At 72.6% G+C, this 13710-nt stretch carries 11 protein-coding genes and 4 pseudogenes; 6 read left to right on the plus strand and 9 right to left on the minus strand.

Going from position 1 to position 13710, the window contains the following annotated elements:
• Positions 1-490 precede the first annotated feature (490 nt).
• The 5 genes and pseudogenes from ACSMXW_RS02070 to ACSMXW_RS02090 form a co-directional block, all read right to left on the minus strand.
• Positions 491-1369 (minus strand): LysR family transcriptional regulator, encoded by an 879-nt coding sequence (locus ACSMXW_RS02070; RefSeq protein ID WP_485803546.1) that lies wholly within the window; start codon positions 1367-1369, stop codon positions 491-493.
• A gap of 7 nt (positions 1370-1376) precedes the next feature.
• Positions 1377-1670: pseudogene (locus ACSMXW_RS02075) on the minus strand (helix-turn-helix domain-containing protein); the annotation flags it as partial.
• Between the two features lie 407 nt (positions 1671-2077).
• Positions 2078-3148 (minus strand): LacI family DNA-binding transcriptional regulator, encoded by a 1071-nt coding sequence (locus ACSMXW_RS02080; protein ID WP_485803548.1) that lies wholly within the window; start codon positions 3146-3148, stop codon positions 2078-2080.
• A gap of 378 nt (positions 3149-3526) precedes the next feature.
• Positions 3527-5422 (minus strand): GH1 family beta-glucosidase, encoded by a 1896-nt coding sequence (locus ACSMXW_RS02085; RefSeq protein ID WP_485803550.1) that lies wholly within the window; start codon positions 5420-5422, stop codon positions 3527-3529.
• 376 nt (positions 5423-5798) lie between these two features.
• Complete coding sequence (locus tag ACSMXW_RS02090; RefSeq protein ID WP_485803551.1) at positions 5799-6644, minus strand: VOC family protein; 846 nt, start codon at positions 6642-6644, stop codon at positions 5799-5801.
• A gap of 210 nt (positions 6645-6854) precedes the next feature.
• Here ACSMXW_RS02090 and ACSMXW_RS02095 point away from each other — a divergent pair.
• A pseudogene (locus ACSMXW_RS02095) lies at positions 6855-8061 on the plus strand (IS110 family RNA-guided transposase).
• A gap of 117 nt (positions 8062-8178) precedes the next feature.
• Here ACSMXW_RS02095 and ACSMXW_RS02100 read toward each other — a convergent pair.
• Positions 8179-8388, minus strand: a pseudogene (locus ACSMXW_RS02100) (extracellular solute-binding protein); the annotation flags it as partial.
• Positions 8389-8555: 167 nt separating this feature from the next.
• Positions 8556-8978, minus strand: coding sequence for a hypothetical protein (locus tag ACSMXW_RS02105; protein WP_485803552.1), 423 nt, complete (start codon positions 8976-8978; stop codon positions 8556-8558).
• On the opposite strand from ACSMXW_RS02105, the gene ACSMXW_RS02110 reads away from it, so the two are divergent.
• The 3 genes from ACSMXW_RS02110 (at position 8977) to ACSMXW_RS02120 (ending at position 11688) form a co-directional block, all read left to right on the plus strand.
• Complete coding sequence (locus tag ACSMXW_RS02110; protein ID WP_485803554.1) at positions 8977-9132, plus strand: hypothetical protein; 156 nt, start codon at positions 8977-8979, stop codon at positions 9130-9132. The two genes, ACSMXW_RS02105 and ACSMXW_RS02110, sit on opposite strands and share 2 nt — an antisense overlap.
• A gap of 507 nt (positions 9133-9639) precedes the next feature.
• Positions 9640-9858 (plus strand): hypothetical protein, encoded by a 219-nt coding sequence (locus tag ACSMXW_RS02115; RefSeq protein WP_485803556.1) that lies wholly within the window; start codon positions 9640-9642, stop codon positions 9856-9858.
• Positions 9859-10536: 678 nt separating this feature from the next.
• Positions 10537-11688, plus strand: a complete 1152-nt coding sequence (locus ACSMXW_RS02120; RefSeq protein WP_485803558.1) for a cytochrome P450 — start codon at positions 10537-10539, stop codon at positions 11686-11688.
• 51 nt (positions 11689-11739) lie between these two features.
• On the opposite strand, the gene ACSMXW_RS02125 is transcribed toward ACSMXW_RS02120, so the two are convergent.
• Positions 11740-12033 (minus strand): hypothetical protein, encoded by a 294-nt coding sequence (locus tag ACSMXW_RS02125; protein ID WP_485803560.1) that lies wholly within the window; start codon positions 12031-12033, stop codon positions 11740-11742.
• A 158-nt stretch (positions 12034-12191) separates the two neighbouring features.
• On the opposite strand from ACSMXW_RS02125, the gene ACSMXW_RS02130 reads away from it, so the two are divergent.
• Together ACSMXW_RS02130 and ACSMXW_RS02135 are read left to right on the plus strand one after the other, a co-directional pair.
• Positions 12192-12458 carry a hypothetical protein gene (locus tag ACSMXW_RS02130; protein ID WP_485803561.1) on the plus strand — a complete coding sequence of 89 codons (267 nt, stop codon included), beginning with the start codon at positions 12192-12194 and terminating at the stop codon, positions 12456-12458.
• Between the two features lie 189 nt (positions 12459-12647).
• A pseudogene (locus ACSMXW_RS02135) lies at positions 12648-12995 on the plus strand (ATP-binding cassette domain-containing protein); the annotation flags it as partial.
• A 31-nt stretch (positions 12996-13026) separates the two neighbouring features.
• On the opposite strand, the gene ACSMXW_RS02140 reads toward ACSMXW_RS02135, so the two are convergent.
• On the minus strand, positions 13027-13581 hold the full coding sequence (locus ACSMXW_RS02140; RefSeq protein WP_485803563.1) for a YbaK/EbsC family protein: 555 nt from the start codon (positions 13579-13581) through the stop codon (positions 13027-13029).
• Positions 13582-13710: the final 129 nt, after the last annotated feature.

Raw genomic sequence — 13710 nt, forward strand, 5'->3', positions numbered from 1 at the left:
CGTGTCACCGAGTGGACGAGGGTCAGCCGAGTCGAGGGGCCTTGTCGGGCGGGGGTCTGCTGCGCCGGAGCGCAGGTACGAAAAAGGGAAAACCGGAAAGGGAGCGGCCGATCCGGCTCCCGAATTCTGCCACCGGCCACGGCCGGGTAAATCAAATCTTGCAGCGACAGAAAAGTTCTTCGTTACGATGCACCTAAAGTAATATGAAATGCCCTTGGCGCACGCCCTGACGAAGGGCCTCCAGGGCCAACTCCTCCTGGTCAAAGGCATGTTGACGTTGCCTTAGGCGCCTATTTCCGTATGCCACCCGGCGGCGAGGAGGGCTCGCAAAGAAATCCGCAAATCGAACGAGGAAAGCAGCCGGCGCCGTGTCACCCGACGGAATGCTGTCATCGCGCCCGCCACATTCGTGAGGCCGAACGGCACGCGTTCGCCCCGCGATTACCGGCGCCGGCCCATGACGACCGACGGGCGGCGGAAGGCGGCTCGCTCACTCCCCCGCCGGGACCCGTGCCGCGTGGCGGCCCGCCGTGAGGACCCGTCGGATCTGATGGGTGGCCGGTGCCGCGGCCAGGCGCAGGCAGTCCCGGACGGCGCCGCGCGCGGGCGAGTCCGGCCCGTCCGTGCGCCACCAGAGCCGGGTCGCCCCGGTCCGGGCGCGGATCCAGCGTACCGTCAGGCCGTGCAGGTCGGCCGTGGAGAGACCGAGCGCGTCCGCGACGCCGGTCCCCCAGCCCTGCCTCACCATGGACACCAGGGTCTGGATCTGGCCGGTGCGGAAGACGGCGGCGTCCCGGTCCCGGCCGGCCTCCGCGGCCAGCCGGCCGGTGCCGGCAGCGTCGTCCGAGACGACCAGCGGGCCCGTCAACTCCGGTGCCGCCAGCGGCAGATCACCGGCGGCAGCGGCCCGCGCCGCGCCCGCGCCGCCCGCGCCCCGCGCGTCGGCGTCGCGCAGCACGGCCACCGGGGTGCCCGGCCAGAGTTCGCAGGAGTCCAGGGCCGAGCCGGACGGCGCCGCCGCACCGTCCCAGGCGTGCGCGGACAGGTCGAGGCGGCCGGCGGCGAGTTCCCTCCCGAGTTCGGCGGCGGGCGCCTCCAGGGAGACGACGTGGATACCCGGGTGCCGCTCACGCAGCCTCATCATCAGCCTCGGCAGCAGGAACGGCGCGGCCGACGGGTCCACGCCGAGGCGGACTTCACGGTGCAGTCCCTGGCGGGCCTCGGCGGCCACCGAGCCGAGCGAGGCGATCGTGCGAAGGGCCGCTCGGGCGTGCGGCAGCAGGGCCCGGCCCTCGGGGGTGAGCACCACCGGCTGCCGGGGTGCGGTCGAAGAGCCGCAGCCCCAGCGCCCGTTCGAGGTCCGCGACATGCGTACTGACCCGGGGCTGTGACCGCCGTACCGCGCTCGCCGCCGCGGAGAACCCGCCGTGGTCGGCCACCGCGACGAAACTCGCCACCCACTCCAGCCGGTAATCCATGCTCCGGACCTCCCGCCACCGTCCGGTTAACCGGTTTCGTGATGCACCGGTTTCGAAGGTAACCGAGGGGTTCGGCGGTGGCCAGGTGCGTGCGCGCGGAAATCGCCCGGGGGGCGCACGGCCGTCGAGTGCGAGCGGCGATGGGGCGCGCACGGCGGTGGGGTGCGCATCGACACGGGGCGCATGCGCCATGGACTGCCGACCGCGGGCACGCCGGCCGCGGGCGCGCCGGGGGTACCCAACGGCGCGACGGCGGACGCCGCGGGGTGCGGACGCCGCGGGGGCAGGTCAGCTCACTGGGCCGTCGCCTGATGAGCGGGCGGCCGGAATAGGGGGAGTTCACCGCAGGACTGCGGTCCCCCACGGGGCCGGACACCGCGCGAGTACGGTCGGCACACGGGGTGTTCACCGCGGGAGCGCGGTCCCGCACGGGGCCGGACACCCCGGTTCGGGACACCGGACGCGCCCGGTCCCCCGCTCGGACGCCGCCCACAGAGACCGCTCAGTCGTCCTCGGACACCTCCGCCTCGTAGGCGCGCAGGGTGTCCACGAACATCCGGCGCTGCGCGTCATGCCCTCCGCCCGGGCCCTGCTCTCGGTCAGGCGGACGGCGCCCCCGTCGACTCCCGGATCACCAGGGAAGACTCGGGCAGCGGGCCCGGTTCGGGCAGGTCCGGCTCCAGCTCACGGAGCAGGCGCAGCGCGGCGCGTTCGCCGCGGCCCTGGACGTCCTGGCGGACGGTGGTCAGCCGGGGAGTGATCCACTGGCTGATGGCCAGGTCGTCGTGGCCCGCCACCGAGATGTCGCCCGGTACGGACAGGCCCGCCGCGCGCAGCGTCTGGATGCCGGCGATGGCCATGATGTCGCTGTCGTAGAAGACCGCGGTGGGCCGGTCCGGCCCGCACAGCAGGGCCTGCGTGGCGGCGGCGCCGCCCGGCGCGGTGAAGTCGGCCTCGTGCACGGCGGTGACGGCGAGTCCGCCGGCCGCCGCCGTCTCGTGGAACACCCGCAGCCGGTGGGCGATGTGGGCCAGGTGCTCGGGGCCGCGCACATAGCCGATACGGCGGTGGCCGAGCGCGGCGAAGTGCCGTACCACCTCGTCGATGCCGCTCGCCGGGAACCGCTCCCCCACCCAGGGCAGGCCGGCCTCCCGCCAGGGGCGGCTGATCAGCACCGCGGGCACGCCCAGCTCCCGCACCACCCGGAACCGCTCGTCTCGGCAGCGGGGGTCGGCCAGCAGCAGCCCGCTGACCCGGTGCTCGGCGACCAGCCGCCGGTACAGCCGCCGCTCCTCGTCCGCCGAGTCGACCGTGCAGATCCGCAGCAGCAGCGCGTACCCGAGCCTGGCGAGCACCCGCTCCACGCCGGACAGCAGTTCGGGGAAGAACGGGTCGGCACTCAGCAGGTCCGGCGGGCGGTCCAGGATCATGCCGATCGCCCGGGTCCTGCCGTGCGCCAGGGCCGCGGCGGTGGAGTTGGGCCGCCACCCGAAGCGGGCCGCCGTCTCTAGGATGCGACGGCGGGTGTCCTCGGACACGCCTGGCCTGCCGTTGAGCGCCTTGGACACGGCCGCCTTGGACACTCCGGCCGCCGCGGCGACGTCCCTGATGGTCACGGCGCGCGGCTCCGGCCGGCGGCGGGCGGTCCCCGCGTCCTCCATCGTCTTCATGCCTCCTGCGTGCACTGTACGTGCCTGGGCGCGCGGCGTTTTCGTGGACCGGGGTTGCTCCCCGGCCCACGTGGCCGGCCCCCTGGTCGCTCGCGCGAAGCCTGCGCGCCGATGGCGGGGCACCGTGGTGCGGGCTGAGGGCGGTCGGCGGGTGCGGGCGCGTCTTTGTGCTGTTTGCGCAGTTCCCAACGCCCTTGGCGGGACACGCCGCGCGGGCTGAGGACCGTTGCCGCGTGCCGGCGCGTCCCTTGTTGCTCGCGCAGTTCCCCGCACCCCTTGGCGGGACACCCGCGCAGACTCAGCACCGTTGCCGCGTGCCGACGCGTCCCTTGTTGCTCGCGCAGTTCCCCGCACCCCTTGGCGTGGCGCGGCGTGGTGTCAGGACGGGGTGGGGGGCGCGGCGCTGCGGCGTGCGACGTCTGTGAACCAGTGGCCGCTGTCCTTCACCGTGCGGCGCTGGGTGGTGTAGTCGACGTGCACGATGCCGAAGCGGCGGGTGTAGCCCCAGGCCCACTCGAAGTTGTCCATCAGGGACCAGACGAAGTAGCCGCGCAGGTCGGCGCCCTCGGTGCGGGCCCGTAGTGCCGCACGTACATAGGCGTCCAGGTAGGCGGTCCGCTCGGGGTCGTGGACCGCGCCGTCGGGCCCCGGGAAGTCGGGGTCGTCGAAGGCGGCGCCGTTCTCGGTGATGTACAGCGGCAGCGGGCGACCGGCCCCGCCGCCGTACTCCCGGTGCACCCGGTTGATCACATCGTGGATCCCCTCGGGGTCGATCTCCCAGCCCATCGCGGTCCGGGGCCGCCCGGTCCCGGCGAACTCGATGTCCTCGCAGCCCACCCATGCGGACGGACCCGGGTCCGCCGGCTCGTCCGCGGCCCGCACCACGTGCCGGGCATAGCAGTTGATGCCGAGGAAGTCGACGGGCTGGGCGATCTCCTCCGCGTCGCCGTCCCGGATCCAGCCGGCGGGGTCCGCCACCCGGTCGCGGATGTGGTCGAGCACGTCGGTCGGGTAGCCGCCGCGCAGCACCGGGTCGAGGAACATGCGGTTCATCAGGCCGTCGATGCGCCGCGCGGCGGCCCGGTCGGCGGGCCCGTCGGGGCGGGCCGGGACGGTGTCGTAGAGGTTGAGCGTGATGCCGATCCGGTGCTCGCGCCCGCCGCCCGCCTGGTCGGCGGCCCGCATCGCCCGCACCGCGCGGCCGTGGCCGAGCAGCAGGTGGTGGGCGGCGCGCACGGCGGCCACCGGGTCGGTGAGGCCGGGCGCATGGTGGCCGCTGCCGTACCCGAGGAAGGCCGCGCACCACGGTTCGTTGTGGGTGGTCCAGAACCGCACCCGGTCGCCGAGCTTGCCGAAGACGCGTGCCGCGTAGTCGGCGAACCGGTCCGCGGTGTCCCGGTGCGGCCAGCCGCCGAGGTCCTGGAGCGGCTGCGGGAGGTCCCAGTGGTAGAGGGTGACCCAGGGTTCGATGCCCTTCTCCAGCAGGGCGTCGACCAGCCGCTGGTAGAAGTCGGTACCGGCGGTGAGGAGTTCTCCGGTGCCGTCGGGCTGCAGCCGGGGCCAGGCGAGCGAGAACCGGTAGTGGGTGGCACCCAGGCCGGCCAGCAGTTCGACGTCCTCGCGGTAGCGGTGGTAGTGGTCGTCGGCCACGTCACCGGTGTCGCCGTTCACGACGGCGCCCGGGGTGCGTACGAAGGTGTCCCAGATGGACGGGCCACGGCCGTCGTCGGTGACCGCGCCCTCGATCTGGTACGAGGCGGTGGCGGTGCCCCAGGCGAAGCCGGGGGGCAGGACGAGCGGTGCTGGTGAACCGGCGGGGCCGGCGGTGGGCGTGTGGCCGGTGTCGGTCATCGCTGAGCGCTCCCAGGGCTGGCGTCGAGCTGGAGTTCGGGGGGCAGGGGGCAGGGCGCAGGCCGCGGCGGCGGTCCACAGCTCGTCGGGGACGGGCACGGCGGCGAGGTCCAGCGTCTGGCGGACCCGCTCCGGGGTGGAGACGCCGACCACGATGGCGGCGATGCGCGGCTCGCGCAGCGAGAACTGCAGCGCCGCCGCGGCGAGCGGCACGCCCGCCTCCCGGCAGAGCGCGGTCAGTGCCTCAAGCCGCTCGCGGACCGGTTCCGTCATGGCGCGGTAGGCGTATGTCGGCTGTTCCCGCGGGCCCTTGGCGAGCACGCCGGCGGCGAACGGCGCGGCGTTGAGCACCGCGACGCCGTGCCGAGCGGCCGGCGCGGGAGCTCGGCGGGGGGCGGGGGCGGCTGCTGCGGAGGAGGTCATGAGGCTCCCGGCTCCGGTCGTGCGGTGGCGGCGTGGTGCGGTGTCGCGACCCGGGCGGCGCGGGCTGAGGCCCGGGCGGCGCGGGCCTCAGCCCGGGTGGTGCCGGCCGTGGCGGTGCTGTCCGTGGCCCGAGTGGGGCGGGCCGAGGCATTACGGGCCGAGGCCCAGGCGGTGTGGGCCGGGGTCCAGCCGGTACGGGCCGAGGCAGTACAGGCCGAGGCCCATCCGGCACGGGCCGAGGCGGTACAGGCCAGGGTCCAGCCGGTACGGGCGCGGGTCCGGACCAGGGTCCTGGCAGCGCGGGCCGGGGGCCGGGCGGTGCCGGCCACGGTGGTGCGGGCCGTCGCGGGACGCGCCGGGGTCCGGGCGGTGCGGCTCACCGGTCCGCCACCCGGACCAGGTCCGCGACCACCCTGTCCTGGTCGGCGACCAGGTCGGCACCGCGGTCGCCGCCCCGCCACGCGACCGGCTCGCCGCCGGCCGCGGTGAGCGCGGCACGGGTCGCGTCGGGGTCGGCGACGTCGATGCCGATGGCCCGGATGCCGAGCAGGTCGGGCTCCGGCTGCCAGGGGCTGGACACGGTGTCCACGTCGAAGCTGAACACCTCGATGACCGTGTCGCCGGCGCGGAAGTAGGTGATGCAGAAGCCGCGTTCGTCCTCGTGCCGCCGGTCGAGCTGGCCGACCACCGGGATGCCGAGGGTGTCCCGGTAGTACGCCAGGGCCCGGTCGAGGTCGGAGACGGTGACGGCGACGTGGTCGAAGCGGGGCTCGCCGTCCCAGCCGCCGCCGAGGCTCGCCTCCTCCTCCGCGGCCAGCTCGGGCGACCACAGCGGCTGGTACTGCAGGGGCCCGGCGACGAACTCCAGGTGGGCGCCGTCCGGGTCGGCGAAGAACGCGAGCCGGACCCCGCCGAAGGCGTCCACCGGCTGCACCCGGATCTCCACCCCGGCCTCGACGAGCCTCGCGACCCGGCGGTCGACCTCGTCGACCTTGAGCCCGAAGTGCCGGAAGCCGCGTTGGAGGTCGTCGCCCGACCAGCCGCTCGGGGTGCCGTCCGGACCGGTCTCGATCAGTTTCACGCGGGCCGTGCCGGCCTGCATCACCAGCGTGTCGCCGCCGCTCTCGGCGGGGAGGGGGGTGAAGCCGAGCAGCCCCCCGTAGAACTCCTGGGAGCGGGTGAGGTCGCGCACTCCGATCTCGACGTGCGACATGACGGACATGAAGGTTCCCTAAGAATGGTTGGCGGTCCGGGAGGACCGGGTGTGGCTGATGTCGGGTTGCCGTTGATGGCTCGAGAGGACTGGCCGCCCGGTCCTCCGGGACGCTCCGACCACTGATTGAGAACTGCGGTCATCGCTGGTTAGGGACCTGTCGGCGGGGTGTTCTTCGGGCCATGCAGTGATGGTCACGAGGGATACGGAGCGAGGGACTTGAGCACGCGGCAGGCGCGGATATGGGTCGGCATCGACGCTGGCAAGGGACACCACTGGGCAGTGGCCCTCGACGCCGACGGCGAGACGCTGTTCTCCACGAAGGTGATCAACGACGAGGCCCAGATCCTCGCCCTCATCGAGACCGCCCCGCGAGCGGGCCGACGAGGTCCAGTGGGCGGTGGACATCTCCGGCCGGGCCTCCACACTGCTGCTGGCTCTGCTGGTCGCCCACGGCCAGCAGGTCGTCTACGTGCCGGGCCGCACGGTCAACCGCATGTCCGGCGCCTACCGGGGTGAAGGCAAGACCGACGCCAAGGACGCGAAGGTCATCGCCGACCAGGCCCACATGCGCCCGAAGGACTTCGCCCCGCTGGACACGCCCCCGGAGCTGGTCACCACCCTCCGGGTCTTGACCAACTACCCTGCTGACCTCATCGCCGACCGGGTCCGGCTGATCAACCGGCTCCGTGACCTGCTGGTGGGCATCTGCCCCGCTCTGGAGCGGGCCTTCGATTACTCCGCGGCCAAGGGCCCGGTGGTCATGCTGACCGAGTACCAGACCCCGGCCGCCCTGCGCCGGATCGGCGTCAAGCGGCTGACGACCTGGCTGGAACGGCGCAAGGTCCGTGGAGCCCAGGCGGTCGCTGACAAGGCGGTAGAGGCCGCCCAGTCCCAGATGACCACGCTGCCCGGCGAGAAGCGGGCCGCGAAGCTGGTCTGCGACCTGGCCCACCAGCTCCTGGCCCTGGACGAGCGGATCAAGGACAACGACCGGGAGATCCGCGAGACCTTCCGCACCGACGACCGCGCGGAGATCATCGAGTCGATGCCCGGTATGGGGCCCATCCTCGGCGCCGAGTTCGTCGCCATCGTCGGTGACCTGTCCGGATACCGTGACGCTGGCCGCCTCGCCTCGCATACCGGCCTTGCCCCGGTCGCCCGCGACTCCGGCCGCCGCAGCGGCAACTACCACCGGCCCAAGCGCTACAACCGGCGCCTGCGGCACATCTTCTACCTGGCGGCCCAGACCGCGATGATGCGGCCCGGCCCCTCCCGTGACTACTACCTCAGGAAGCGGTCCGAAGGGCTGATCCACACCCAGGCCCTGCTCGCGCTCGCCCGCCGCCGGGTCGACGTGCTCTGGGCCATGCTGCGTGACAAGAGGCTGTTCACCCCCGCCCCACCGGTCACGCAGGCGGCTTGACTTCGTCATTGAGATTCCTTTTCCGTGTGAGTGCTTCCCGCGCCGGGAGCGGGCGCGGGGCCGGATGCGGGCAACGGGCCCCGGCGGCGGGCCGGCCGGGAGCGGCCCGGGCCCTGCCTAGTCCTGGGTGATCAGCGGCAGCCAGAAGTCCAGGCCGTTGTTGCCCGGGTTGTTGTAGAGCATGCAGGGGATGATCTTGTCGCGGCCGAGCGCGGGCGCGATCCGCAGGAGGTCGTCCCAGGCCTCGGGGACGTCCACGCGCGCGTCCCGGAACAGCTTCGGCTGGTAGAACATGCCGAACGTCTGCGCCATCCACCCGATGGCGTACTGCTTGCCGCCGTCCGTTCGCCTACGGCAACGCGGGCATCGCGCTCGACCTGCGCAAGGCGCTCGGCGACGCCTTCCTCAAGCAGTTCTTCCCCGCGACAGTACGGCACCGACTGGCCGCTGCTCAGCGCCGCGCTCACCATCTCCCTCATCCCCATCGCCGTCGTCTACTTCCGGATGCAGCGGCATGCGCACCATGGCCAGCGACTCGACGACCGGAGCGGAGTCCCAAGCCGGCGCCCGAGCGGCCCATGTCCAGGTCGAGCACCAGCTTCGGATCGTCCGTCCGGCTCATCGACGGCAAGGTGTTCAACAACGGCATCAACGCCGTCAACACCGAGCAGGCGGAGACCGCCTTCGTCAAGCTGCCTCTGCAACCCGTCCTCTACTCGCTGCGCGGGAACGGCGAGCACGTGCGGCGCGAAGATCTCCGGGGGCCTGCCCGCGGCGACCGCGGCCTGGAGGGCCGGGAGGTAGGAGCCGCTGTCGCCGAAGACGCGGTTCTCGACGTGGATGGACGGGTGGCGCCGCTCGAACTCGTCGATGAGCCGCAGGAACTGCTCCTGCTGCTGGGTGTACCAGGTCCACATGCGCACCGTCGTCCTGCCCGACCCCGAGGCCGAGCCGCACCCGGCCACCGCGGGGGCCACCGCCGTCCCGGCGGCGGAGCCGGCGGCGGCACGCAGCACCGATCTGCGGGACCAGGGCCGCCGGGTGCCGGGGCCCGGCCGGGCTCCCGCCTGAGTCGTCGACCGCACCGCCCTCACCTGCCTTCCTCGCCCGCGTTCCCGCGCGGTGGCGGGATCGACTCCCGTTGATCCTTCGCTCCCCGACCGGGCAGGTCAACGCCCCCGCGCGCGCTTCCCAGGGCCCGGACGCGGGTCATCCGCGGTGTGGATACCTGTCATCCGCCCCGCGGCACAAGGCTCCCGTGCAGCTTCGTGCGCGGACCGCCGGCGGGGCGAAGAACGGGATTGCATGCCTCTGGGGCGACGGCGGGATGAAGCCGTGACGCAGCCGCCTTCCGCGGGTGCGTCCCCCGACGAGCCGTCCGCCCCCCACCTGCCCGCCGCGTCCTGTCGGCCCTCCCCCAGGAGTCGATCCTCTTCGAGGGCACCATCCACGAAGCGTCGCCTACGGGCGCGCGCACGCGGACGGGGCGGCGGTGCGGGCCGCCCTGCGGGACGCTCATGCGCTCGCGGAATCGCCCGGGCCGAGACGCAGCGGTCTTGTTCCTTGCCTCCAAGGTGAGTGCCCGGGTACGGGGCCCTGGCCGCCACCCTCCTGGACGAGATCCTCCCCCAGACGGCTGGAGCACCGTTGGAGAACTTCTTCGTCCCGGAGAAGATCTGGCCAGACGGAGGCCCGTTTCCGCATGCGCTCGTACTGCTGGGCGAGTACGAGGAGTTCGGCGCGTACACCCGTGCCCCTCGCGAGTTGCTCACTCCTACGGGGACAACCTCGGCGTGATCCCCGAGGAATGGCTGCACGGCACGGTCTGGAGATCATCACGCGGCCCTTTGCAGCCACGAGCAGACACCGACGGCTTCGCTGCGGCCCAGGGGCGGCCAGCAGGGCTCTCCCATCCGATCGGGTGCGGCTGACCGCCCTTCGGTTTCGGTGCTTCCGCTCCTGTCCATGATCCGCTTGACGGCGCCCCGTCGGGCGTCCTGGTCGTCTAGGGGGCTTCTGGTGGATCTCCGTGGGTGAAGGAGCGACTCCCCACTGCCTTGAGGACGTGGGCGGTACCCCCAGGTGTGTGCTCTGGGGGCGCCCCCGGTGGGGGAGCGTGCCGGGCGTCGCGACGCCTCGGAGACCCGTCAGAAGCCCCCTGGACATAGGAACAGGGAGGGTTCGTATGACTGCAGAAGGTGGAGAGCCCGTCCCGTCGATCACCGACGCGACACGCGCCGACATCGCCGGATGTGGCGATCCCCCCGATCCCGCATGCGTTCCCACATGCGTTCCCACAGGGGACCCCAACGGATGGATCACCGAGCCGGCAAGTCCCAGAAGTCGCCTGATGACCTGAATCACAGGGTTGTTGTCAGTTGGGTATGAGGCACGCCCGGCCGTCCCGGGCCCGTCGTTGCAGCAGGAGCTAGGAGGAACACCGTGCCCGTCGCCCGTACCGTCCCCCTACACCGAGTGGAATCCCCGGTACCCGGGCCGCCCAGGCTCACGGAGCTGCCGAACGGCACGCCCGTCTGGCTCGTCACCCGATATGACGACGTCCACCAGGTTCTCACCGACCCCCGCTTCGGGCGCTCACCAGTCCACGCACCCGGTGCGCCGCCGGTCACCGGCAGCGCCAGCCTGCTGGACAGCCGGGACTCCATCGTCCGGCAGGACGGCGACGCGCACCTGCGCCTGCGGCGTGCCCTTGGCCGGGCCTTCACTCCGCGCGCGGTCGAGCGCATGCGACCGTGGGTGGCCGCAGTCATCGACCGGCTCCTCGATGACCTAGTCGAGCAGGGACCGCCCGCCGACCTCGTCACCGGCTACGCCCTGCCCCTGCCCTGCAGCGTCATGCACCGGCTGCTGGCCGTAGACGACGTTCCCACCGAGCGGCTGCTCCACTGGGCCGAACACGCCTTCGCCGGGGCCACCGCAGCGCCAGAAAGGGGCGACCGCGCCCGACGCGAACTGGCCGATTTCGCCACCGCGCTGATCACCAGGCGGCGAAGGGCACCCGGCGACGACCTGGTCAGCTCCGTCGTCCAGGCCGCCGACCGTGAAGGCGGCATCCCCGAGGCCAAGCTCGTCAACCTGATCGCCACCATGATCGCCGGCGGCCACGACACCACTATGACCATGCTCAGCAACGCCCTGCTCTACCTGCTGGCCGAACAGCCCGGGGCCTGGGCCCGACTGGGTGCCGACGAACAGGCTGCCGCCGTCCTCACCGAACGCCTGCTCCACCTGATCCCCCTCGGTGACCGCGAAGAACGCCCCGGCCACGTCCTCGCCGCCACCGCGGACATCCGACTCGGCGGCGTGACGATCCGCACCGGCGCCTTGGTCATGACCGACCACGTCGCCGCCAACCGCGACCCCGCAGCCTTCCCGGGCAACCCCCACGACGACCTGTTCACACCCTTGCCGAAGCCCTCCCTCGCCTTCGGTGCGGGACAGCACTACTGCCTGGGAACCTGGCTCGCCCGAGCCGAGCTCCAGCTCGCCCTCCACCGCCTCGCCAGTCGCTTGCCCGCCCTGCATCTCACCAGCACTGCCGACGACATCCCGTGGCGACACGGCACCGTCACCCGCAGCCCTCTCCACCTGCTCGCGACCTGGTGACAGGGGACCTGCACTCATGACCGACCTGCTGCTGGATAGAACGCCGGAAAGTCAGAAGTGCGGCCGGACATTCACGATGTAGTCCTCGACCGCCTCAACCGCCCAGTCCTTCAGCAAGACGTTCCGTCGGCGCGGAGGCTGTCCCTTCTCGGCCTTGCCGTAGCGGGCGTTGAGCGTCCCGTACCTCCCGATCTGGGGCGCCTTGGGGTTCTTGCCGAAGTCGACCAGATCCAGCTTCGACGTCTGGGGCCGGCGAAGCCCCCACCCGTGGATGACCTTGGACGGGGTGGCGTCCCGGTAAGCGGCTGATGTCCCCTTGCGCCTGCCGCGGATGGCCCGCTCCACGTGGCCGTCGGCGTAGTCGAGGAATCGCTGGAGCTCCTACCGGGTGAACGAGCGAGCCTCGGGATCGCCCTCGTAGTCCTGGAGGTGGGGGTGGTTCCACTCATGCGTCCTGGACGAGTGGTTCACCGACGTCCGGCCGCTGTTCGGTGTTGAGGGCAGTGGACGCGCGGCATTTGATCGACCTCGGCCTGCTGACCCCGGCCAGAGCAACAACGACCTTGCAGGACGGCAGACTGATCACCAAGGGAGAGGCCCTCGACGTACTCGCCGAACTAGGCGCCCCCACGGACGTCGTGAACGACGTCAGGCAGCGTCGCTATGGCACTTCCGGCTCCACCGACCAGCAGTGGATCAACCGACGGGCAGGACTGACGCTCGCCTTCCTCGGGCCCTCGATCGACCAGGTCGTCGCTACATCCCTCTGACAAAGCACATCCGCTGGTAACCGCCGATACCGCCATCGGTTGGTGATCACCGGCTGGCCGACCAGCCAGCACGAGAAGCTTGAGGACGTTCCCCTTTTCAGCCACACAGGGTCATGATCCAGGCCACCGCAATGGAGAACTTGCGGCAGTTGCATACGCGAGCTCACCAGTATCAGACCCCTGATGGATCGGTCGCCGCCAGGCCTGGACTCCGTGCTCGCGGAGCGCGGCGCCCGGCTGTGCGGCGGGCAGCCGCAGCGCCTCGCGATCGCGCGCGCCCCGATCCGGGACCCGCGAGTGCCGTCCTCGACGAGGCCACCTCCGCGCTCGGCAACCGCTCGGAGGCCTGGTGCGGCAGGCCCCGGGGCCTGCCGGTGCGGGCGTACCGTCTTCGTCGTCGCCCACCGGCTCTCCACGTTCCGGCGCGCCGACCGCATCGTGGTGATGGACGGCGGCCGGATCACGGAGGTCGGCGCCCACCGCCAACGCGTCGAACGCGAGGGGGTGTATGCCCGGCTGCAGCCGGCGGGGCCGTGAGGGAGGACCGGCGAGCGCCGCCGCCGGTGGGTCAGGTGCCCAGGCCCTCCAGGACGACGGCGCCCGGCAGCCCGGCGAGCGCCTTGCCCGGCACGATGAGCTTGCCGCGCCGCTGCCCACTGCCGATCAGGACGTGCGGCAGGTCGGCGGCGGCCGAGTCCACCAGCAGCGGCCAGCCCTCCGGCAGCCCGATGGGGGTGATGCCGCCGTACTCCATGCCGGTCTCGGCGATGGCCGTCTCCATCGGGGCGAACGACGCCTTGCGGACGCCCAGGTGGCGGCGGACCACGCCGTTGACGTCGACGCGCGTGGTGGACAGCACGACGCACGCCGCGAGAGTGGTGGTGCCGCCCCGCTTGCCCGCCACGACCACGCAGTTGGCCGAGGTGGCCAGCAGCTCGGGCCCGTAGTGCTCGACGAAGGTGGCGGTGTCGGCCCACTCGGGCTCGGTGTCGACGTGGAGGAGTTGCTCGGCGGGGACGGCCCCGGTCCAGCGCCGCACGGCGTCCGCGACCGGCGCCACGAGCCGGTCCAGGCACTCGGGGGCGGGCGTCGCGTCCACGAAGTCTCCGATGGGTGCACGCATGGCGGGAACGCTAGCAGCCGGCGGTGCGGGGGCGGCGGGGGCGGTCGTCACGGGTGCGGAGGCGACGGGCGCGGGGCGCGGGGAGAGATGACGGGTGCGGAGACGACGGGCGCGGGGCGCGGGGAGAGA

It is taken from the genome of Streptomyces sp. DSM 116793 (genome assembly GCF_057320905.1).